The sequence below is a fragment of the Streptomyces sp. NPDC037054 genome (assembly GCF_055606745.1).
In genome coordinates this window covers 15,540-36,851 of the sequence record NZ_JBVJSJ010000012.1, presented here as the reverse complement: position 1 = coordinate 36,851, position 21,312 = coordinate 15,540, and the positions used below count along the sequence as shown (strand labels likewise).

Genomic DNA, 21,312 nt, shown 5'->3' with positions numbered 1-21,312 from the left:
GAGGGCTGCTGATCGCGATGAAGAACCGGCTCACCTTCGCGCCAGCATCATCGAGACCGAGCAGAGTCCTGTCGGCTCGCCGCCGCCAGGGCCCGGGTCGCAGCACAGGGCGCCGCCACCGGCTGAGCCGTGATCACCGCATTCATCACCGTCACGCCGACTGCAGAGCGGCCTTATGCCGGTCCTGCCGTGTCACTTCTTCCTGGTGTCCGCCAGATATACCCGGCACAGCGCTTGGCCGACCGGGCACCGCCCCCGCCCTGCTGGGCAGTCCTGACATCCTTTCAGGTGCTCCACGTACGCCTGGTAGCTGCCCTGAGCAGCAGGCGCGATTCCGACGTGAGCCATGGTCATCGCTCCCCGCTCTAGGGCCGCCGCCCCACAGGGCTGTTCGCCCGGGTTCAACGACCCTTGCGAGCATACGCCGCCAGCCCCCGCCCAACGCCGGAACTAGGGCACCGGGCGGGCACCCGACTTCCCCCCGTGACGCGGCACACCCCGCACGCGGGTGCCTCTCGTTCGCGTGTTCGGGACTGGCGGACGTGTGTCGGGGCAGGAGACCCGGGGGCCGGACGGCTTCTGGCCCTGTCCCACTGGCATCGAGCCCAACTGGAGCCGCATCACCGACAAGGCGGCTCCAGCCTCGCCCAAAGGCGGCGCGGTAACTCCCGCACCACCGCCGCCGAAGGGCACGGGCGCGAGGACCCGACCGAAGGGGAGCGGCGGTCCTCGCGCCTCCGGCCGCCGCCGCTCGCCTGCGGCGGCCGGACATCCACGAGAGTCTGCCACCGCCACTACTGGGGGTCCGTCCTTGGGCGCATCCCGGCGGCGGCACTTGCCGCACTCGATCCCGGGAGTACTGCCCTGCCCCTGCAGCCCCGCTCACCACCGTCATGCGGCGCCCCACCGCTGCGCCCGGATGATCGTGATCACCGCGATGACCACCCGCGTCCGCCCCGCCCACCGGGCGGGGGCCGGGGCCGGCCCGCACCCTCCGACCGGGCCTGCGTGCCAACGCCACAGCCCTGCGCGGTCTCGGCCTGCTGCAGGCCACGGCACCACCGGCATCCGAGGAACTCCTCCTCCGAAGCGTCCATAACCGTTCACCGACCATGCCGGGCGGTGGTGGCGGGAACAGGGTGTCGGTTGAGGATTTCGGGGAAGCCGGTGAGCAGGTGCAGCAGGCTGCGTTGGCCGCGCCGATGCCAATCGAGGGCGTTTCGGTTCGGACCAGAAGCCGTGGTGCCCGCTCACACTCCCCTCCGGCTGGCCGGTTGCGGGAGCCGGTCGTCGCCGTCGGGCTGCCGGCGACGACCGGTGGGTTGCGTGCTCAAGCCCATTCCCCCGGGGCCCTGCCGCATCAGCGGCAGGGCCCCGTCCCTGCTCCTGTTTGGCACGGCACGACACCGGCAGATCGCCACCGGGCTTGGCGTCCCGGAGGACACCGTGCGCGGCTGGCTGCGCGGGCTGGCCGCAACGCCGAACAACTGGGCTGCATCGGTGTCCCGGCCGGCGTCGCTCTCGATCCCGACGCACTGCCCGCCACGGACCGCGGTGACCCGCTCGCCCACGCCTTCGCGGCGCCGGCGGCCGCCGGTGGCTGCTCACCTCCGCTTCGGCCACAGGCCACGCAACCAGGGCCCGCTGATCGCGCTGCTCACCCGCGGCCGGACCGTCGCCCGACGAGGCGAGAGGGTGAGCGGCACCCTGGCGCTGAAGGCGAGCCCTCACCGAGGATGCCGCCCGATTCGCCGGCAGCTTCATCGGCACTTGAACGCCGCTTCGTCGGCATTCTCGGGGCAGGGCAACATCCGCGATAGTCCGCTGCTACCCGAGGCCAGTACTGCGATGCACCGCGCTGCCGGGGTGATGGATGACCGCCGGGCGGTGTGCCGCAGACGAGGCGCGCTACGCCTTCTTCGCGTGGCGTTGGTTCTCGCGGGCGGTGGGCGGGGTGCACGGCGAGGAGGGCGAGGTCGTCGTGGCCGTCGCTGGGGTTGTGGTCGGCCAGTGTGCGGCACAGTTCGTCCAGGGGCAGTCGTGCGTGGGCGGCGGCGGTGGCGGCCAGCGTGTCCAGTCCGGCATCCAGAGGGTGGTCGGGGTGTTCGATCAGACCGTCGGTGAACAGCAGCACCGTGTCTCCTGCCGCGAGGGGGTGGGTGTGGTCGGGGCGTGGCAGACGGGTGTCGACGCCGAGTGGCACGCCGGGTTCGGCGTGCAGGTAGCGGGTGCGCCCGTCGGCGGTGAGGAGCAGGGGTGGAAGGTGGCCGGCTGTTGACCAGTGCAGGCGCCAGCCGTCGCGGTCGGGCTCGATGCGGGCCAGGCAGGCGGTGGTGACGGGGACGTCGGTGGTGGTGGCGTGGAGGGTGACATCGAGCCGGTCCAGAACCAGGCTCGGCGGGGTGCGCCGGTCGTACAGCAGGGCGCGGAGCATATTGCGGGTCTGCGCCATGGCGGCGGCCGCGGTCAGGTCGTGGCCGAGTACGTCGCCGATGATCGCGGCGCACGCGCCGTCCGGGAGCAGCAGGGCGTCGTACCAGTCGCCGCCCAGGTGGTGGCCGGGCGCGGTGGCCGCCCGGTAGACGGCGGCCGCGGTGAATGGCGTCAGATCGGGCAGGGTGGGCAGCAGCAGGCGCTGGAAGTGGTCGGTGGAGGCGCGTATCTGCTCATACAGGCGGGCGTTCTCGATGGTGATGCCTGCGGCGCCGGCCAGCGCGAGGACGACCGCCTCGTCCTGCTCGTCGAACGGCCGGCCGTCGAGCCGGTCGGACAGGTAGAGGTTGCCGTAGATGCGCCCGTGCACGCCGATGGCCACCCCGAGCAGGGTGCGCATCGGCGGATGTCCGGTGGGGAAGCCGACTGCGTCCCGGTGGCGCGGCACGTCGTCCACGCGCAGCGGCTCCCGCTGCTCGATCATGAGCGCGAGCAGGCCGCGGCCGTGCGGCGGGTCGACTCCGGCCAGGTCCGGTCAGGCCGACGGCCTTGAGCACGGCCTCGTCGCCCTCCTCGCCGAGGGTGCGCTCGCGCATGTACGAGCGCAGGGCGGTGAGTTTCATCAGCACCCCGGCGACGACGTCGGCGTCCCCGGCGGTGAACAGCTCCGCCAGGTACTCCAGCGGGATGCGCAGCCGGGTGACGGCGGCGAACACGTGGTCGGGGTCGTCCTGGTTGCCGCCCGCGGCGTCGACGGCATCCAGTACCGGCGAGAGCGGGGGCACGTACCAGACCATCGGCATCGTCCGGTACTCCGGGTGCAGCGGCAGCGCCACCTTGTAGCGCATCACCAGGTCGTACACCGGGGAGCGGCGCGCCGCGGCCAGCCAGTCCTCCGGGATACCGGCCTGCCGTGCCGCCGCGATCACGTGCGGGTCGTGCGGGTCGAGGAAGACGCCCCGCTGCGCGTCGAGCAGGTCCTTCTCGTCCGAGGTCGCGGCGGCTTCGCCGACGCGGTCGGCGTCGTACAGCAGCAGCCCGAGGTAGCGCAGCCGGCCGACGCAGGTCTCGGAGCAGACGGTGGGCTGACCGGCCTCGATGCGCGGGAAGCAGAAGGTGCACTTCTCGGCCTTGCCGGTGGCGTGGTTGACGTACACCTTCTTGTACGGGCACGCCGTCACGCACATCCGCCAGCCCCGGCAGCGGTCCTGGTCGACCAGGACGATGCCGTCCTCGACCCGCTTGTACATGGCGCCTGACGGACAGGCGGAGACACAGGCCGGGTTGAGGCAGTGCTCGCACAGGCGGGGCAGGTGGAAGAGGAAGGTCTGCTCGAACTCGAACTTGACCTTCTGAGCCCATTCCCCCGTGAGGTTGGGGTCGTCGCCCGCGTTCTCGGGGGCGCCGCCGAGGCCGTCCTCCCAGTTGGCGCCCCAGGTGATGGCGGTGGGCTTGCCGGTGAGTACCGAGCGCGGGCGGGCGACGGGCATGTCCTTGCCGGCCGGGGCGCTGATGAGGTTGTCGTAGTCGTAGGTGACCGGCTCGTAGTAGTCCTCGATCGAGGGGAGGTCCGGGTTGGAGAAGATCGACAGCAGGCGCTTGACGCGGCCGCCGGAGCGCAGGACCAGTCGGCCCCGCTTGTCGAGCATCCAGCCGCCCTTCCAGTGTTCCTGGTCCTCGTAGCGGCGCGGGTAGCCGACGCCCGGCTTGGTCTCGACGTTGTTGAACCAGGCGTACTCGACACCGGTGCGGTTGGTCCACGTCTGCTTGCAGGTGACGGAGCAGGTGTGGCAGCCGATGCACTTGTCGAGGTTCATCACCATGGCGATCTGGGCCATCACGCGCATGTCAGTACTCCACTTGCTGGCTGCGGCGGCGGATGACGGTGACCTCGTCGCGCTGGTTGCCGGTCGGGCCGTAGTAGTTGAAGGCATAGGTGAACTGGGCGTAGCCGCCCGCGAGATGGGTGGGCTTGAGCAGCAGCCGGGTCAGGGAGTTGTGGATGCCGCCGCGTTTGCCGCTGACCTCGGTCTTGGGCACGTTCACGTTGCGGTCCTGGGCGTGGTACATGTACACGGTTCCCTCGGGCATGCGGTGGGTGACCACCGCGCGGGCGGCGACGACGCCGTTGCGGTTGTACGCCTCGATCCACTCGTTGTCCTTCACGCCGATCTTCTCGGCGTCGGCGGTGGACATCCAGATCACCGGGCCGCCGCGGGACAGGTCGAGCATGTACTTGTTGTCCTGGTAGTTGGAGTGGATGGACCACTTGGAGTGCGGGGTGAGATAGCGGACGGTGACCTCCGCCCGGTCCTTGTCGTGCAGGTGCTCGTCGCCGTAGTGCCGGGGGGTGTTCAACGGTGGCCGGTAGACGGGGAGTTGTTCGCCCAGTTCGGTGATCCAGTCGTGCTGGACGAAGAAGTGCTGGCGGCCGGTGAGGGTGTGCCAGGGCTTCTTGTGCTCGGTGTTGATGACGAACGGCGAGTAGCGCCGCCCGCCGGTCTCCGAGCCGGACCACTCGTAGGAGGTCATCACCGAGCGGGGCTGGGTGCGGGTGTCGGCGAAGGTGATCCGCTCGGCCTCGCGTTCGGAGGCGAGTTCCACCAGGCCCTCGCTGCCGGTCTGCCGCTCCAGTTCGCGGAAGCCCTCGGTGGCGAGGCGTCCGTTGGTGGTGCCGGACAGGGCGAGGATCGCCTCGCACATGTGGGTGGCGGTGGCCAGCGCGGGCCGTCCGGCGGCGATCCCGTCGCGGACGGTGCCGTTGCGGTGGTGCAGCTCGTCGATCTCCCGGTCCGGGTGGACGGTGATGCCCTTGGTGGTGGTGCCCAGGGTGTCCAGCAGCGGGCCGACGGCGCGCATCTTCTGCGCTACGGCGGCGTAGTCCCGTTCGATGACGACGAGTTTGGGCATGGTGCGGCCCGGGACCGGTTCGCACTCGCCGGTCTTCCAGTCCCGTACGACACCGCCGGGCTGGGCGAGTTCGTCGGGGGTGTCGTGTGTGAGCGGCACGGCGAGGACGTCGGTGCGGGTGCCGAGGTGGTCGGCGGCCAGTTCGCTGAACCGGTCGGCGAGGGTGAGGAAGGTGTCGTAGTCGGTGCGGGCCTGCCAGGGCGGGGCGATGGCCGGGGTGAAGGCGTGGACGAAGGGGTGCATGTCCGTGCTGGACAGGTCGTCCTTCTCGTACCAGGTCGCGGCCGGCAGGACGACGTCGGAGAGCAGGCCGGTGGAGGTCATCCGGAAGTCCATGGTGACCAGCAGGTCGAGCTTGCCCTCGGGGGCCTCCGCCCGCCACACCACGTCCTTCGGCCGGTGCTCGGGCGGGGTCTCCTCGGAGCGGACGGCCGCGTCTGTGCCGAGCAGGTGGCGCAGGAAGTACTCGCTGCCCTTGCCGGAGGAGCCGAGCAGATTGGCCCGCCACACGGTCAGCACACGCGGGAAGTTGGCCGGGTCGTCGGGGTCCTCGGCCGCGAACCGCAGCCTGCCGGACTTGAGCTCGTCGACGATGTGCTCGGCGACCGGCTGACCGGCTGCCGCGGCCTCGTCGGTGAGGTCGAGCGGGTTGCGGTTGAAGCCTGGGTGGCCGGGCGTCCAGCCGAGCCGTATCGCCTGTGCGAGCGTGTCCGCGAACGCCTTCCCCTTGAAGCGGCCTTCACCGAGCGGGGACGCCAGCTCGTCGGGTCCGAACGCCTCGTAGCGCCACTGGTCGGAGTTCAGGTACCAGTACGAGGTGCCCGCCATGTGCCGGGTGGGCCGCTGCCAGTCGAACGCGAACGACAGATGCTGCTGCCCGGTAAGGGGGCGGACCTTCTCCTGGCCGACGTAGTGCGCCCAGCCACCGCCGTTGACGCCCTGACAGCCGGTCATCGTCGTCAGCGCCAGGAAGGCCCGGTAGATGGTGTCGGAGTGGAACCAGTGGTTGGTGCCGGCACCCATCGCGATCATCGAACGCCCGTTGGTGCGCTCGGCGTTGCGGGCGAACTCCCGGGCGATACGGGACGCCTGCTCGGCCGGCACGGAAGTGATCGTCTCCTGCCAGGCCGGGGTGTACGGCTGCGACGCGTCGTCGTACGACGTGGGCCAGCTGCCCGGCAGACCCGGCCGCTGCACCCCGTACTGGGCGAGCATCAGGTCGAAGACGGTGGTGACGAGCCGTCCGCCGATCCTGCGGACGGGCACCCCACGGGCCATCACCGAGCCGCCCTCGGTCGCACCCTCGTCGAAGCGCGGCAGGGCCACGGCCACCGTGTCCTGCGCACTGTTGAGCAGGCTCAACTCGGGGACCACATCGCCCAGGTCGAGGTTCCAGCGGCCTTGCCCGGTTTCCCCCCAGCGGAAGCCGAGTGAGCCGTTCGGCACCACCGGTTCGCCGGTGGCCGAGTCGAGGAGCACGGTCTTGGACGCTGCGTTCTCTTCGGTCTCCGTGTCGTGTCCGAGGTCCGAGGCGGTCAGGAAGCCGTCTGGGACCAGGCCGCTCTCGGCGTGCTCGCGCAGGGTCACCAGGAACGGCGCGTCGGTGAACTTGCGCAGGTAGTCCTGGAAGTACGGCACCTCGCGGTCGATCAGGAACTCGCGCAGGATCACATGCCCCATGGCCATCGCCAGCGCCCCGTCCGTGCCCGGGTGCGGGGCCATCCACTCGTCGGCGTGCTTGACGTTGTCGGCGTAGTCGGGGCTGACGGCGACGACCTTGGTGCCGTTGTAGCGGGTCTCGGTGAGGAAGTGCGCGTCGGGCGTGCGGGTCACGGGGATGTTGGAGCCCCACATGATCAGATAGCCCGCGTTCCACCAGTCCGCCGCCTCCGGCACGTCCGTCTGGTCGCCGAAGACCTGCGGCGAGGCGATCGGCAGGTCCGCGTACCAGTCGTAGAAGGACAGCAGGGTGCCGCCGATCAGCGAGTGGAACCGCGCGCCGGCCGCGAACGACGCCATCGACATCGCCGGGATCGGGGAGAAGCCGGCGACGCGGTCGGGGCCGTACGCCTTGACGGTGTGCACCTGGGCGGCGGCGATCAGCTCGCTCACCTCGTCCCAGTCGGCGCGCACCAGGCCGCCCTTGCCGCGGGCCCGCTTGTAGGCGCGGGCCTTGGCCGGGTCGGACGTGATCTCGGCCCACGCCGCCACGGGGTCACCGAGGCGCCCCCGGGCCTCGCGCCACAGCTTCAGCAACTCGCCGCGCACATACGGGTAGCGGACCCGGCTGGGCGAGTAGGTGTACCAGGAGAACGACGCCCCGCGCGGGCAGCCGCGCGGCTCGTACTCGGGGCAGTCCGTGCCGATGGACGGATAGTCGGTGGCCTGGTGCTCCCAGGTGATGATGCCGTCCTTGACATACACCATCCACGAGCACGAACCCGTGCAGTTCACGCCATGGGTGGAGCGCACCACCTTGTCGTGCGCCCACCGGTCCCGGTAGAAGCTCTCCCACTTCGGGTCGCCTTCTCCGAAGACGGCGCGTCCGTCGGCCGACACCTCACGGCGGGTCAACAGTCTGTGGGCGGCCAGCGGCCAGTCTTCACCGGCGCGCAGCGCCTGGCGCCGTGCGTTCTGATCCTTCTCCATGGCCAGGAACGCTAGAAGCCGCAGGCCATGGCGCACGTGGGGCTGGCGGTCCCTGCCGGATGGTCGTCCGGCCCCATCTGGCTGGTCGTGATAGGGACCAATGGTCCCAGTGCTTGGGTCCGGTCGGCCGGGGAGTCGGCTGCGCCCGGGGTGCATGCTGGGCACTGATCGAACCGCAGATGCCCATCTGTACGACCGCATTCCGTGCCTGCCAGGCGGCCGATTCCCCCGTCCCCGGCTGCCGCAGGTGTAGCGCGTACGGCGCGTGGCGCCCGGTTCGCTCGAGCGTCCGGCCGCTCACGCGGCCGGACGCGGCATCCGCCCCACGTTGGGCTCCGGGATGCCATCCCCGCCCGCATCGGCCGGTCGCGCCGGCCCGACCTGCTGGAGACACGACCATGAGCGTGCTCACCCTCGCCTCGGACCCCCAGGACGCCACGGCACTCCAAGGCGCCGAAGCACACCACGCCCGGCTAGCCGGGGGGTTGGCCGGACGGGTGAAGATGCTGCTCACCGCCGTGGACCGCGACCCGAGCGCCGCCGAGAAGATTTACGCCGGTCTCATCACCTTCTGCGACCGGTCACTGCTGCCGCACGCCGCAGCCGAGGAAACCGCGCTCTACCCCGTCGCGCACGGCATGCCCGAGGCCCGCCTGCTCATCGAGAGCCTGATCGGCGAACACCGCTGCCTCACAGCCCTCGTCGACGCCCTGCGCACCGCACCCAGCCCAGCGGGGGCGGCGGCAGACGCGCGGGCCCTGCAGGTGCTCTTCGAAGAGCACGTGGCCAAGGAGAACGGCCTCGTGCTGCCCCTGCTCGCCATGACCCCCGAGGTCTGCCTGGCGGAACTGCTCACGGACATGCATCACCGGATCGCCGACGGCACGCCCGCCACGGGCGCCGACCGAACCCAGGACACCGAGAAAGGACAGGACGTGCGGGAAGAACAGAACGAGGAGACCGGCGGCTGCGGCGGAGTGTGCGGCTGCGGCGGTGCGGAGGAGACGGCCGAGCCCGAGTTGGACGTGCGGGAGGTTCCGCACGCACTGCGCCACGCCACGGTCTTCGGCGCCCTGGACGCCGTCCCGGCGGGCACCGCGATGGTGCTGGTCGCCCCGCACGACCCGCTGCCCCTGCTCGCCCAGATCGAACAGCGCAGCCCCGGAGTCTTCTCGGTGGAGTACCTGCAACGCGGCCCGCAAGCCTGGCGGCTCCGGCTCAGCCACAGCTGACGCGGCACCCTCCGCCTCCGGCGGCGCGCGGACTGTTGCTCCACCCGACATGGGCGCGCCCGCAGCACCCCAAACACGCCCCAGCACACGAGGAAAGAAGGACAGTAGGTTATGGACAGACCACACCGTCGGGCCGGCGCCCTGCTCGCAACAGTCGGCACAGCTCTGGCAATCGCCGGGCCCATCATGGTGCTGCGCGGCCGCAGCGGCAGGAAGGAGATCCGGACCGAGCTGGCCGCCCAGAAGATCACCTTCCCCGGCCATGGGCTGCCCGCCGAGCTCGCCGGCTACGCCGGGCGGTACGTGGAGAGCGGTCCCGAGGCGCACGCCTACGCCGAGTTCATCAAGGGCAATCTCGCCCACGCCACCGGCGGCCGCACCTACGCCGAGATCACTGCGGAACTGCACGCCACCGGAGGCGACGACGAGAAGCTCTCCAAACTGCGCCAGACCGCGTTCATGGGCCAGTCCCTGCGCGCCTCACTGATGTCCGCCTACCAGGCATGGCACCTCACGACCCTGGTCACGGGCCTGGGGGCCGCACTGACCGGCCTGGGCATCGCCATGGTGGCCACCGCGGACGCCCTGACACCCCGCTCCCCGAACCGCTCCTGAACACAAGGCGGCGCGCACGGACGGAACTTGGACCCTGGCCCGCTCCTCAGAGAGCGCTCCGACGGCGCCCCGGCACGTCGTTGTCGTCCCGACGGCCCGTCCGGCCCTGTCGCACCCGCCGATGACAGGGACCGTCGGCCCTGTCCGAGAAGACCGTTCGGCCGCCGCGCCGCCCACCGCCGCCGGTGGATGCTGACGGCGACCGATCCGGAGGTTATCCCGTGCACGACCACGTCGACCGCCCTCAAGGCCGATTCCACCGCTGCCACTCGCGGTGGGTGCCGCGCCCGGCCCGGCCCGGTCACCGTCCGGCCGCCCGCCTCGTCTGCCCTGACTCCAGGGCGGCCGGACACAGCACCAGGGCGCTGGGAAGGGCCGCGCGATGAGCGCCGCCGCCCACGCCATCCGCCGCCAGCGGCACGACGCGGCCGACCGGCCCTTCATCGTCATCTGGGAGTCCACCCGCGCCTGCCCGCTTGCCTGCCGGCACTGCCGCGCCGAGGCCGTGGCCGACCGCGACCCGCGGGAGCTGGACACCGCCGCCGCCAAGGACTTGCTGGACCAGGTGGCCGCCTTCGGGCAGCCCGCCCCGCTGTTCGTCATCACCGGTGGTGACCCGTTCCAGCGCCCCGACCTGACCGAACTCATCGCCTACGGCAAGGGAATCGGGGTCCGGGTGGCTGTGTCCCCCTCCGGCACGCCGACGCTCACAAAGGAGCGGCTGCGTGCGGTGCACGCCGCGGGCGCGAGTGGGCTCTCGCTCAGCCTGGACGGCTCCACCGCCGAACTCCACGACGACTTCCGCGGCGTGCCCGGCGTGTTCCGCTGGACCCTGGACGCCTGGGACACCGCCCGCGCCCTCGGCATGAAGGTCCAGATCAACACCACGGTCGCCCGGCACAACCTCCACGACCTCCCCGACATCGTCAGCCTCGTCGCCGAGCACGGGGCGATGCTGTGGAGCGCCTTCTTCCTGGTGCCCACCGGCCGCGGCCGCACCCTCGGCGCACTGACCCTGGGCGAGGTGGAGGACGTCCTCAACTTCGTCTACGACGTGGGCCTGACGATCCCCGCCAAGACCACCGAGGCCCACCACTTCCGCCGCGTCGCCCTGCAACGCCAGGTACTCGCCGACGCGGGCGACGACCACAAGACGGTGCTCGGACTCGGGCCGCTGTACCGGGAGTTGACCGATCGGGCCGCCGAGCTGGGACTGGACGCCGGAACGCGCCGGGTCCGGCGACCGCCGCTGGACGTCAACGCCGGCCGCGGCTTCGTCTTCGTCTCGCACACCGGCACCGTGCACCCCAGCGGCTTCCTGCCGCTGAGCGCGGGAAGCGTGCGCGAGACGCCGCTGACGTCGATCTACCGCACCTCACCGCTGTTCACCGGCCTGCGGGCCCCCGACATGCTCGGCGGCCGCTGCGGGCAGTGCGAGTTCCGCCGGGTCTGCGGCGGCTCACGCTCCCGCGCCTACGGCGTCACCGGCGACCCCTTCGCCGAAGAGCCGTGGTGCGGCTACGTCCCCGGATCCTTCCCCTACCAGCGGGAACTGACCGCCCTGCTGCCGGGCGGCACCGCCGTCGGGCCCGGCACGCGTGAGGGTTCGACCGCCGCCCCGGGCGGCAAGGAGCACCATGTACCGCAAGAACGATGACCCCGCCGCTGGCGACGCTCCCCCGCCCAGCAGGTTCAAGACGTCCGGGCTGCGCAGTCGGCACCTGGCCGCCCACGCCCTGATCGCCACCTGGGCCGTCCTCGCGCTGATCGCCGCCGGCGCCCAGCAGACACTGCCGGTGGCCCGCTGGCTGGCCATCCACCTGTTCCTGCTCGGCGCGGCCACCACCGCGATCGTCGTGTGGAGCGAGCACTTCGCCGTAGCCATGTTGCACGCGCCCCGGCCGGACCAGCGGTGGAGCAATGCCCGGCTGGCCGGCGTCAATGCCGCGGTCGTCGCCGTGCTGACCGGCGTGTGGGCCGACCTGCCCGTTGTGATCGGCGCCGGCTGCGCCCTGCTGATCACCGCGATCGCCGCGCACCTGGTGGTCCTGATCCGCCTGGGACGAGGCGCACTCGGCGGACGGCTCGCCCCGATCGCCGATTACTACCGGGCCGCCGCTGTGGCACTGATCATCGGCGGGGTGCTGGGCTGGCTGCTGGCCACCGGCAGGGCCGGCCCGCAGTGGTACGCCGGGCTGCGCCTGGCTCACCTGCACGTCACCCTGCTCGGCTGGATCGGGCTGCCCGTCCTGGGAACCCTCTTCATGCTGTGGCCCACCGTGCTGGGCGTCCGGATGAAGGACCGCACCACCCGGGTGGCACGCTGGGTACTTTGGCTCACCGGCAGCGGACTCCTGGTGGCCGCCGCCGCCCTGACGGCCGGGTGGCGCTGGCCGGCTGCGGCGGGACTCACCCTGTACGCCGCGGGAGCGGCCGTCGCGGTGAACCTGTTCGTCCGCACCGTACGCGGCAGCCGGCCCGTCTCCGCCGCCGCGGCCTGGATGCTGGCGACGGCCACCTGCTGGCTGCTCGTCGCCGTGCTGGCGGATCTGGCGCTCCTGATCACCCGCCCGCTCACGGCAGCGCAGGCCGGGATCGACGCCCTGATTCCCGTGCTGCTCATCGGCTTCGTCGCGCAGATCCTGGTCGGGGCCCTGACCTACCTGCTGCCCATCGTGCTCGCCTCCGGTCCCAAGGAACGCGCTGCACTGCGGGCGGTGCTGGAGCGGGGCTGGCCGTCGAGGCTGGTCGTGCTCAACCTCGGCGTGGCCCTGCTCGCGACACCCCTGCCCGGCACCGCCGACACGGCGGGCACGCTGCTGGCCGCCGCGGCCGGGATCGCCTTCCTCGCCCTGACCGCGGCCGTGCTCGTGCGCAGCGGCCGAGGGCCCCTACGGGACACCGGCCCCAGCCGTGGGACGCGGCGGCCCGTCCTGTGGGGTTCCGCCGCGGGGGCCGTACTGATCGTGCTGGCCGTGCTCGTGGCGAACAGCGGCGGGGACACCGACGGCCCCGCCGTCGCCTCCGGGACGGCGGGCGCGGGCACCGGCCCCACGCGCACGGTCGCCGTCACCCTGGCCGACATGCGCATCCGCCCCGCCCGGATCGAGGTCGCCGCAGGCACCGACCTGCGGCTGAAGGTCACCAACACCGACGCCCAGCGCCACGACCTCAGGGTCGAGGACGGCCCCACGACTCCGATGCTCGCCAAGGGCCACACCCGCGTCCTGAACCTCGGGCGGATCACCGAGAACCGCAAGGCGTGGTGCACCCTGCCGGGCCACCGTGCGGCCGGGATGACCATGGACATCGTCGTCACCGGCGACACCGACGGCGCGGGCGCGCACGAGGGCCACTCCACGACCGCCACCACCGACGGCGGGCCGGACCTCTCCGCCGACTTCTCCTCCGGCTGGCAGTCACGCGGCGCCGACCTGGCCCCCGCACCCGGCGGGACGGTGCACAAGGTCGAACTGCGCGCCGCCCACACCGAGATCGAGGTGGCCCCGGGCGTGAAGCAGCAGATGTGGACCTTCGGCGGCACCGCACCGGGTCCGACCCTGCACGGAAAGGTCGGCGACGTCTTCGAGGTGACCCTCGTCAACGACGACCACGGCATGGGCCACGGCATCGACTTCCACGCCGGCTCCCTCGCCCCCGACGAGCCCATGCGCACGATCCAGCCCGGCCAGCGGCTGGTCTACCGCTTCCGCGCCGAGAAAGCCGGAGCGTGGCTGTACCACTGCAGCACCGCACCGATGCTCCAGCACATCGGCAACGGCATGTACGGCGCCGTCATCATCGACCCGCCCGGCCTGAAGAAGGTGGACCACGAGTACGTGCTGGTCTCCTCCGAGCTCTACCTCGGCACACCGGGCAGCACCGCCCAGGTGACGAAGATGCGCCAGAACACCCCTGACGCCTGGGCGTTCAACGGCGTCGCCAACCAGTACACACAGCGGCCCCTGAAGGTGAAGGCCGGCGAGCGGGCCCGCTTCTGGGTGGTCGCCGCAGGCCCCAGCGACGGCATCGCCTTCCACATCGTCGGCACTGTCTTCGACACCGTGTACAAGGAGGGCACCTACCTGCTCAAGCCGAACCAGGCGGGCGGCTCCCAGGTGCTGGACCTGGCCACCGCGCAAGGCGGCTTCGTCGAGACGACGTTCCCCGCAGCCGGCCACTACGCGTTCGTCGACCACGACATGCGCCACGCCGAAGCCGGCGCCCACGGCACGGTGGAGGTGAACGACTGATGGACACCGTCGGTGTGTGGTCCCTGGTGCGGTTCGCGCACGTGGCCGGCGCCGCCCTGTGGGTCGGCGGCCAACTGGCCCTGTCCCTGGTGATCCTGCCGCTGGCCCGCCACCTGCTCGACGCGGACGCCAAGGACCGCTTCACCGCCGCGGCCGGCCGCCGGTTCGGAATGCTGACCGGCGCGGTGTTCCTGCCGGTGCAACTGGGCACCGGCTGGGCCATGGCCTGGCACCGAGGCGTCACCTGGGCCTCACTGGCCGAACCCGGCTACGGCCGCACCCTGGCCACCAAACTCGCCCTGTTCGTGGTCGTGATGCTCGCCGCGACGGGACACGGCATCGCCCACGCCAAAGGCCGCGCCGACCTGGCCCGGACCCTGGCCGTCGTCTCCCTCGTCGGCTCCCTCGGCGTCGTCCTGCTGGCCACCGCCCTCCCCTCCACCTGACCCGCGGCAACGAAGAAATCTGGAGGCATCATGCGTACCCAAGTCCTGCTGGACCCAGCCACCGTGGAGTCGCTCCTGGCTGCGGCCGTAGCAGCCCCGTCGATCCACAACACCCAGCCCTGGCGCTTCCGCCTGAACCCCGACAGCCAAGCGCTGGAGGTCCGTTCGGCGTCGGCGCGAACGCTGCCGCTGGCCGACCCGATGCACCGCGCCCAGTACCTGTCCGTGGGCGCGGCGGTCTTCAACCTCCGCCTCGCCGCCCTCCACCAGGGCCGGCGCCCCGAGGTGAGGCTGCTGCCGGACCCGCACGAACCCGGCCTGCTGGCAACCGTCCGGCTGACCGGTCCGCTCGCTGCGGACGATCAGCCCCCGGACCCCGGCCTCTATGAGGCCATCGCACGGAGGCACACCAGCCGGATGCCGTTCACCGGCCGACCGGTGCCCGAGCCGATCGTCGCGGAGATGACGGCAGCCGCACACGCCGCCGGCGCACGGCTGCACGTTCCCGACATCGCCGGAACACGCCGGCTGCTGCGCCTGACCTCCGCAGCCGAGGCACGCAACCACGCCCACCCGGACCGCGCAGCCGAAACCCTCGCCTGGATCAACGCCCCAGGAGCGAACGCCCCCTACGGCATACCCGTCACCGCCCTCGGCCCGCCCGACGCGGCCGCACGGATGCCGATGCGGGACTTCACCAGCGCGCTCCCGGCCCTCCGCCTGCCGGCCCTGTGGTTCGAACGCCACGTCCAACTGGCCCTGCTGTGGACAGGACACGACCGACGGCAGGACTGGCTGCGCACCGGCCAGGCCCTGCAGTACGTCCTCCTCACGGCGACCGCCCGAGGACTGCGCACCTCGATCCTGCACCAGACCATGGAATGGCACGACCTGCGCACGGCGATGGCCCTCCCACGCCACAAGCGCTGCCATCCACAGCTGCTGATCCTCTTCGGATACGGCCCGGACGGCGTAGGCACACCACGAGCGCCCGGGCACTTGGCCACTTATTCACGAGCGCCCGCACCCCCTACCGAAACGAAGTGAGCGCTGCGGTCGTACGGTCTTCGCCATGCCCCGGGCGTTACTGGTCCAGCGCAAGAGGCTGATCGTAGGCGCGCAGCAGGGCTTCAATGAGCGGGTCGTTGATCGACTGCCGGTCGTAGAGGTACTTGGTGGAGCGCTCAGGTCGACGCTGTTGCCGCGCTGGGCGACCTCGGTGGAGTTCGTGCCCGCGCAAGGCCAGGTGGACAGGACCGAGTGCCGCAGGTCACAACAGGTCGGCGAGCCGTGCGCCCAGCCAACTCTCAGCCAGCCTGCCGAGCTGAACACAAGGACTTGACAGGAAACCACACCGCTGCCCGCACAGGACCGAGCTGCTGCGGGAGAGCTGCTGTTCCTGGCCGACCATGTGCGGCTGCTGGAGTTCGACCCGCGCGATCTGGGCGCCTGTGCGGTAGCTGACGAGCAGATCATCAACACCTGCCACAGCGTGATCGCGGTGTGGGACGGCTCGCCGGCCGTCGACGCCCAGGGCGTCGAACCTCTGGTGGCCTACGCACGCGGACGTGACCTGCCCGTCGAGGTGGTGTGGCCCGCTGCTGCCGAACGCCTCACCTTCTCAGCCCAGGAAACAGTACTCACCGACGGAACGCCGCAGTGAGCGGAACGCGGCCTACGCCGGTGCGGGATCGTGGAACTGGACTGCACGCAGTCACCAGACCTGCTGGCGGGAGTGCCACTGGGGCGGGTGGTGTTCTCACATCAGGCGCTGCCCGCGATCCGGCCGGTCAACCACGCCGTGGACGACGCGGGCTGCATCGTCTTCCGTACCGACGCAAAAGCCGCGGTGCTGGGGCCCGTGGGCGCACAGAGCATGGTCGTCTTCGAGGCCGGCGACATCGCCCCGGTGTCCCATACGGGCTGGAGCGTGATCGTTACCGGGTTTGCGTCCCTGGAAGGTGGCCCGCTGGCGGCGCGCGCAGACCCCCTGGACCGGCGGGCAGGGGGAACACGGCGTGCGGATCGGCCCGGCCTCGTGACCGGCTCCCGTCTGCTTCGACCGCCCGCGCCATAGGCCCCGCAGGCGGGGGTAGACAGCGGCCGCCTCCCGCCGTCAGAGCGCGGAATGGTTTCCGCCGAGAGACGGCCGCCGCTGGGGTGGGACCGCCGTCTAAGACGGCCTGCGCCGCCCGGGTGCGGCCTTGGGTTCGGCGGCCTCAAGGTCGGCCAGCAGCTCGGCCTGGCCCGCCAGCACGCCGGACAAGATGGTGCGCGCGACCCGCAGCAGCTCCGCCACCTGCACATTGGCCAGCGAGTAGTAGACGGCCGAGCCCTCCCGGCGGGGGATGACGAGGTTGGCCCGGCGTAGCACGGCTAGCTGCTGAGAGAGGTGGGCCGCCTCCACGCCCACCTCACCGAGCATTTCGGAGACCGCGTGTTCGCGCTGGCTGAGGAGTTCCAGCACGCGGATCCGTACCGGATGGCCGAGGGTTTTGAAGAACTCCGCCTTCAATTGGTACAGCGGTGCGCTCACCGCGCCCGCCCCGCGCCCGTAGAGGCCGCAGAAGTGCCGGACGGCCGCTGTCGTGCGTGCACCGTGCATCGCATCCACCCAAAACTCTTCGCCATGGGGACATCCTCGCGCCCTCACACACACATGATGACCTCGGGAATTGCTAAGATTAGCAATTCGACAAGCCGTGAGGGAGGTTCGGTGCGCATTCCACGACTGCCCGGCTCCGACGGAGCCCTCCTGAAGTGCCCGGCCTGCCGTCTGAAGTGCCTGCCGGCCGCCGTCGGCGAGGACGGCAACTGCCCACGCTGCGGCCACGACCACTTGATGCGTGTAGGCATCTGGGGCGGCAGCACGGGCTCGGCCACCCGCACGGCCCGTGCCGTAGAACCGACCGGCCCTACGCGCTAACCCGCGGAACAATGGCATCCATGAGCTTTAACTGGCACTACGAGGACCGGCGTGGCACGGGAGTGATCCGTCTGGACGGTTACCTCGGCGCGGATGGCACCGCCCGCTTCACCGGTGGGGTCGACTGGGTGCTTGCCCAGTGCCAGGGCCCCATCGTGCTGGATGCCAGTGGGCTGCTGGGCTGGAGCCCCAAGGGTGAGGCTGCGGTCCTGGACCTGGCCCGCCGTGTATCGGGCCGATCGCGTCCGCTGGCCCTGTGCGGAATCGGCTCCCTGCCCGCAGGGACCCTGGCGGCCAACCATCTGATTCCGTTGACCGCGCATGCCGATCTGGACGCTGCGCTGGACGCCCTGGACCCGGCCCATGGGTAGGCGCCAGGCGTCGAGAAACAGGTGGTCCCGTCCTCCGCCGAGGACGGGACCACCTGGGTCTGCACTAAGCCCGTAAGACGCCGACGGGCCGCTTGGTCAGGCTTTCTTGACCACGCTGGACTTGAGCTGCATGGGACCGAATCCGTCGATCTTGCAGTCGATGTCGTGGCCGTCCACTCCGTCCACGAGACGGATGTTGCGCACCTTGGTACCGGCCTTGATCCCGGACGGGTTGCCCTTGACCTTCAAGGTCTTGACCACTGTCACCGTGTCGCCGTCGGCGAGCACATTGCCCACCGCATCCCTGATCCCGCCGTCCTCAGCGCCGCCCGCCGGTTCTGCGGCTGCGGGCGACCACTCGTGGCCGCACTCGGGACAGACCAGCAGCGCGCCCATCTCATAGGTGTACACGCTGGAGCACTCGGGGCACGGCGGCAGCGTCTCGGTCACATCGCTCATGGTGTTCGTGTTTCCTTGCCTTGTTCCTTGCTGTGCATCACTTACATCAGGCTCTATGTCGCCACGGCGTGCTCGCCGGGCCAGGCGTCGCTGCACCACTGCCGCTGCTCACCGGCCACCGCCTGGTGGGCGGTGAGGGCGGCGGGCAGGTCGCAATGCACGGCGATCGGCGGTTGGACGCTGCCGGGGACCGGGGAACCGTCCGCAGGGATCGCAGCGAGTTCCATCCGGCGTCCCTCGTCGGCGAGTTGGCGGGCGGCCTCGGCCATCGCGATCTGCCCGCCGACCGACCAGCCGCGCAGCTCGGTCAGGTCCAAGATGACCGGCCCGGTACCGCGGGCCAGGACCCAGCCGATCGCCCCGGCGAACTGGGCCACCGCGTCGGGGCCCAAGTGCCCGGCCAGGGAGAGAACGCACAGGTTGGGGTGGGTGGTGTAGCGCCACTCTATGGTCATCCGCTGCTGCCTCGGTCTTTCACAGGGGGAGGGTGATCCAGATGCTTTTGCCACGGCCGTCCGCGTCGCCCCGGATCACGGCAGTGCCTCCGAGGCCCAGGGTGAGTTCCATGACGGTGCCCAGTCCGCCGCTGCCGCTGCCAGTGAGCGCGGCAAACAGAGCGGGCTGGTAGGGGTGGCGGTCGTGGACGGCGAACGCGAACGTGTCCGTCCCGGCCGCGTAGATCACGGTGACGTTCGGCGACATGGAGGCGGCGTGCTGGACGCTGTTGGCCACCAGCTCGGACAGGATCAGCAGCGCCGGATCCACGGTGGGATGGCGTCGGCTGATGCCCCATTCGGTAAGGACCTGTTCGGTGGTCTCGCGGGCGATCCGTACCGCTGAGCCCATCGCGGGCAGCGTCAGCACATGCCGCAGCGGCAGGGATTCGAGCTGAGTGCTCACCGGGTGGCCTCGGCATGGGCCAGGCGGAACCCGGTCACCGTCTGCGGGCGGATCCGCACCAGGGTGTCGTGCGGACCGTGCGCCCAGCCGGGCAGCGTACAGCGGTAGTGGGCGGCCTCGTCCGGGTCGATGATCACCTCGGCGGGGCCCGTGGCGGTCGCGGTCCAGCCGGTGCCGCCGGCCACCTTGATCTCATCCGACTGGTAAGTGAGCGAGGCCCGTGCGGACAGGGCGGCGGCCTGCGCCGGCGTACGGACGATCAGACGCCCGTACTCCAGGACATGGACGGCCGGGCGAAGGACCGGCTGCTCGCGCTGAACGTACACCAGCCGCCCCTGGGCGGCGCTTTCCAGCAGCCACAAGGCTTCGGTGCCGGAGACCTCGACCATGTGGCGTGCGGTGGGGGTGGTCATCGGGAAGCCTCTTCGGTGACGGGGGCGGCGGGCAGAACTCCGGCGTGGTGCAGGTGGGCGCGGGCCCCAGCGATGGCCTCCGGAGTGGTGGCGTACTCGCGGCCCCCCAACTGGAGGAGTTTCAGGGCGCCGACCGACTGCAGGGCCTGGCGCTGACCGGGGCGTATCCCGGAGGTCATCACCGCGATGCCGCGCCGGTTCAGCTTCTGCACCGCGTCCTTGAGGACTAGGGCGCCGGTCGCGTCCATCGTGGTGATCCGCGACATCCGCAGGATGACCACCCGCACGTCTGCGACCTCGGAGAGTTCGAGGAGGAAGCGGTGGGCGCCGGCGAAGAACAGCGGCCCGTCGATCCTGTAGGCGACGATGTGCTCCGCGAGCAGCGCGTGCTCCTCGTCGCTGTGCTCGCCGGGCAGGTCGGCCTTGAAGTCGACCTGGTCCATGCGGGCCTGGTTCGCGACGGCCCGCAGGGCCAGGGCGCCCGCGACGACCAAGCCGATGATCACCGCGTAGACGAGATCAAGGGCCAGTGTGGCGACGGCCGTCAGGACCAGCACGATCGCGTCCGAGCGGGTCGCGCGGGCCATCGCGCGCAGCGCACCGACCTCCACCATCCGGATCGCAGTGGCCAGCAGCACACCGGCCAGCGCGGCCAGGGGAATCTTAGAGACCAGCGGGGCGGCGGCGAACACAATCACCGTCAGGACGGCGGCGTGAGTCAAGGCGGCAAGCCGGGAGCCCGCTCCGGTACGGACATTGACCGCAGTACGAGCAATCGCGGCCGTTGCAGGGACGCCGCCGAACAGCGGCGCAGCCAGGTTCGCGATGCCCTGCCCGAAGAGCTCCTTGTCCGGATCGTGCTTCTGGCCGACCGTCATCCCGTCCGCCACCGTCGCCGACAAGAGCGACTCCAGTGCGGCCAGCGCGGCAACCGCGACGGCCGGGGCAAGCAGCGAACCCACCGCAGACAGATCAAGGAAGGCTAGGGAGGGGGCGGGCAGCCCGGAGGGTAGGTCCCCGATCGGGGCAGCCGCGTCCAGGTGGAAGAGCTGGGTGGCCAGGGTGGCGGCGATGACCGCGACGATGGAGAACGGAATCGTGGGGCGCCAGCGAGCACCCTGCAGCATCACGGCCGCCACGGCGACGGCCAGGATCACGGCGGTCCAGTTGGGGGTGCGTACGAACTCCTCGACCGCGCGCCAGGTGACCACCAGAACCTTGTCGCCCTCCGGCTTGGTCACCCCCAGCGCGTTGGGTACCTGCTGGAGGCCGATCACGCAGGCGATGCCCAGGGTGAAGCCCTCCACCACTGGGGCGGGGATGTAGCGCATGTAGCGGCCGGCCTTCAGGAGCGCGAGCGCGATCAGCAGGACACCGGCCATCAGCCCGACGGTCAGCACCCCGCCGGGCCCGTACTGGGCGACGATCGGCACCAGCACGACCGTCATCGCGCCGGTGGGGCCGGAGACCTGGAGGTTGGAGCCGCCGAACAGTGCGGCAAGGGCGCCCGCCACCACGGCGGTCGCCAGCCCGGCTTCGGCGCCGAGGCCCGAGGACACGCCGAAGCCCAGCGCGAGCGGCAGCGCCACGATGGCGACGGTGAGGCCGGCGAGCAGATCGCGGCGCGGGTTGCGGGCCATGACCGCGAAGTCGGCGCGGGCAGGCAACAGGGAGCGCACCCGGCCCACTGCCTGGGCGAGGAACG

At 71.2% G+C, this 21,312-nt stretch carries 17 protein-coding genes and 1 pseudogene; 9 read left to right on the top strand and 9 right to left on the bottom strand.

What is annotated here, in order from left to right; translation table 11 throughout:
- Nucleotides 1-1,657: 1,657 nt before the first annotated feature.
- From ACZ7D7_RS25975 to ACZ7D7_RS25965, 3 genes and pseudogenes are all read right to left on the bottom strand, one after another.
- Nucleotides 1,658-2,917, bottom strand: coding sequence for a GAF domain-containing SpoIIE family protein phosphatase (locus ACZ7D7_RS25975; RefSeq protein ID WP_470827333.1), 1,260 nt, complete (start codon nt 2,915-2,917; stop codon nt 1,658-1,660).
- Between the two features lie 45 nt (nt 2,918-2,962).
- Nucleotides 2,963-4,280: pseudogene (gene narH / locus ACZ7D7_RS25970) on the bottom strand (nitrate reductase subunit beta); the annotation flags it as partial.
- Between the two features lies 1 nt (nt 4,281).
- The gene (locus ACZ7D7_RS25965; RefSeq protein WP_470827331.1) at nt 4,282-7,992 is read right to left on the bottom strand and encodes a nitrate reductase subunit alpha; all 3,711 of its coding nucleotides are present in this window, start codon (nt 7,990-7,992) and stop codon (nt 4,282-4,284) included.
- A gap of 398 nt (nt 7,993-8,390) precedes the next feature.
- On the opposite strand from ACZ7D7_RS25965, the gene ACZ7D7_RS25960 reads away from it, so the two are divergent.
- From ACZ7D7_RS25960 to ACZ7D7_RS25925, 8 genes are all read left to right on the top strand, one after another.
- Complete coding sequence (locus ACZ7D7_RS25960) at nt 8,391-9,224, top strand: DUF2249 domain-containing protein (RefSeq protein WP_470827330.1); 834 nt, start codon at nt 8,391-8,393, stop codon at nt 9,222-9,224.
- 111 nt (nt 9,225-9,335) lie between these two features.
- Nucleotides 9,336-9,839, top strand: a complete 504-nt coding sequence (locus ACZ7D7_RS25955) for a hypothetical protein (RefSeq protein ID WP_470827329.1) — start codon at nt 9,336-9,338, stop codon at nt 9,837-9,839.
- Nucleotides 9,840-10,221: 382 nt separating this feature from the next.
- Nucleotides 10,222-11,496, top strand: coding sequence for a TIGR04053 family radical SAM/SPASM domain-containing protein (locus tag ACZ7D7_RS25950; RefSeq protein ID WP_470827328.1), 1,275 nt, complete (start codon nt 10,222-10,224; stop codon nt 11,494-11,496).
- Nucleotides 11,477-14,092: a multicopper oxidase domain-containing protein gene (locus tag ACZ7D7_RS25945; protein ID WP_470827327.1), complete on the top strand. Its 2,616-nt coding sequence runs from the start codon at nt 11,477-11,479 to the stop codon at nt 14,090-14,092. The genes ACZ7D7_RS25950 and ACZ7D7_RS25945 overlap by 20 nt, the downstream gene beginning before the upstream one ends.
- The gene (locus ACZ7D7_RS25940; RefSeq protein ID WP_470827326.1) at nt 14,092-14,538 is read left to right on the top strand and encodes a hypothetical protein; all 447 of its coding nucleotides are present in this window, start codon (nt 14,092-14,094) and stop codon (nt 14,536-14,538) included. The genes ACZ7D7_RS25945 and ACZ7D7_RS25940 overlap by 1 nt, the downstream gene beginning before the upstream one ends.
- A gap of 30 nt (nt 14,539-14,568) precedes the next feature.
- Complete coding sequence (locus tag ACZ7D7_RS25935) at nt 14,569-15,585, top strand: Acg family FMN-binding oxidoreductase (protein ID WP_470827325.1); 1,017 nt, start codon at nt 14,569-14,571, stop codon at nt 15,583-15,585.
- Nucleotides 15,586-15,949: 364 nt separating this feature from the next.
- Complete coding sequence (locus ACZ7D7_RS25930; protein ID WP_470827323.1) at nt 15,950-16,201, top strand: hypothetical protein; 252 nt, start codon at nt 15,950-15,952, stop codon at nt 16,199-16,201.
- 30 nt (nt 16,202-16,231) lie between these two features.
- Nucleotides 16,232-16,615: a pyridoxamine 5'-phosphate oxidase family protein gene (locus tag ACZ7D7_RS25925; protein WP_470827322.1), complete on the top strand. Its 384-nt coding sequence runs from the start codon at nt 16,232-16,234 to the stop codon at nt 16,613-16,615.
- Between the two features lie 96 nt (nt 16,616-16,711).
- Here ACZ7D7_RS25925 and ACZ7D7_RS25920 read toward each other — a convergent pair whose 3' ends face one another.
- On the bottom strand, nt 16,712-17,074 hold the full coding sequence (locus tag ACZ7D7_RS25920; RefSeq protein WP_470827622.1) for an ArsR/SmtB family transcription factor: 363 nt from the start codon (nt 17,072-17,074) through the stop codon (nt 16,712-16,714).
- A 410-nt stretch (nt 17,075-17,484) separates the two neighbouring features.
- Between ACZ7D7_RS25920 and ACZ7D7_RS25915 the strand changes: the two genes are divergently transcribed.
- Nucleotides 17,485-17,835 carry an STAS domain-containing protein gene (locus tag ACZ7D7_RS25915; protein WP_470827321.1) on the top strand — a complete coding sequence of 117 codons (351 nt, stop codon included), beginning with the start codon at nt 17,485-17,487 and terminating at the stop codon, nt 17,833-17,835.
- Between the two features lie 96 nt (nt 17,836-17,931).
- Here the strand turns inward: ACZ7D7_RS25915 and ACZ7D7_RS25910 are convergent, their stop codons facing one another.
- From ACZ7D7_RS25910 to ACZ7D7_RS25890, 5 genes are all read right to left on the bottom strand, one after another.
- A complete protein-coding gene (locus ACZ7D7_RS25910; protein WP_470827621.1) occupies nt 17,932-18,285 on the bottom strand; it encodes a zinc ribbon domain-containing protein YjdM in 354 nt (117 codons plus the stop codon).
- A 62-nt stretch (nt 18,286-18,347) separates the two neighbouring features.
- Complete coding sequence (locus ACZ7D7_RS25905) at nt 18,348-18,749, bottom strand: STAS domain-containing protein (RefSeq protein WP_470827319.1); 402 nt, start codon at nt 18,747-18,749, stop codon at nt 18,348-18,350.
- A gap of 19 nt (nt 18,750-18,768) precedes the next feature.
- Complete coding sequence (locus ACZ7D7_RS25900; protein ID WP_470827318.1) at nt 18,769-19,194, bottom strand: ATP-binding protein; 426 nt, start codon at nt 19,192-19,194, stop codon at nt 18,769-18,771.
- Nucleotides 19,191-19,607, bottom strand: a complete 417-nt coding sequence (locus ACZ7D7_RS25895; protein ID WP_470827317.1) for a pyridoxamine 5'-phosphate oxidase family protein — start codon at nt 19,605-19,607, stop codon at nt 19,191-19,193. Before ACZ7D7_RS25895 ends, ACZ7D7_RS25900 begins: the two co-directional genes overlap by 4 nt.
- The gene (locus tag ACZ7D7_RS25890; protein WP_470827619.1) at nt 19,604-21,247 is read right to left on the bottom strand and encodes a SulP family inorganic anion transporter; all 1,644 of its coding nucleotides are present in this window, start codon (nt 21,245-21,247) and stop codon (nt 19,604-19,606) included. Before ACZ7D7_RS25890 ends, ACZ7D7_RS25895 begins: the two co-directional genes overlap by 4 nt.
- Nucleotides 21,248-21,312: the final 65 nt, after the last annotated feature.

Coding starts and splice junctions, on each gene's coding strand:
- ACZ7D7_RS25905 (WP_470827319.1), bottom strand. CDS start 18,749: ATGACCATAGAGTGGCGCTACACCACCCACCCCAACCTGTGCGTTCTC.
- ACZ7D7_RS25940 (WP_470827326.1), top strand. CDS start 14,092: ATGGACACCGTCGGTGTGTGGTCCCTGGTGCGGTTCGCGCACGTGGCC.
- ACZ7D7_RS25955 (WP_470827329.1), top strand. CDS start 9,336: ATGGACAGACCACACCGTCGGGCCGGCGCCCTGCTCGCAACAGTCGGC.
- ACZ7D7_RS25915 (WP_470827321.1), top strand. CDS start 17,485: ATGAGCTTTAACTGGCACTACGAGGACCGGCGTGGCACGGGAGTGATC.
- ACZ7D7_RS25950 (WP_470827328.1), top strand. CDS start 10,222: ATGAGCGCCGCCGCCCACGCCATCCGCCGCCAGCGGCACGACGCGGCC.
- ACZ7D7_RS25975 (WP_470827333.1), bottom strand. CDS start 2,917: ATGATCGAGCAGCGGGAGCCGCTGCGCGTGGACGACGTGCCGCGCCAC.
- ACZ7D7_RS25945 (WP_470827327.1), top strand. CDS start 11,477: ATGTACCGCAAGAACGATGACCCCGCCGCTGGCGACGCTCCCCCGCCC.
- ACZ7D7_RS25935 (WP_470827325.1), top strand. CDS start 14,569: ATGCGTACCCAAGTCCTGCTGGACCCAGCCACCGTGGAGTCGCTCCTG.
- ACZ7D7_RS25890 (WP_470827619.1), bottom strand. CDS start 21,247: ATGGCCCGCAACCCGCGCCGCGATCTGCTCGCCGGCCTCACCGTCGCC.
- ACZ7D7_RS25965 (WP_470827331.1), bottom strand. CDS start 7,992: ATGGAGAAGGATCAGAACGCACGGCGCCAGGCGCTGCGCGCCGGTGAA.
- ACZ7D7_RS25960 (WP_470827330.1), top strand. CDS start 8,391: ATGAGCGTGCTCACCCTCGCCTCGGACCCCCAGGACGCCACGGCACTC.
- ACZ7D7_RS25895 (WP_470827317.1), bottom strand. CDS start 19,607: ATGACCACCCCCACCGCACGCCACATGGTCGAGGTCTCCGGCACCGAA.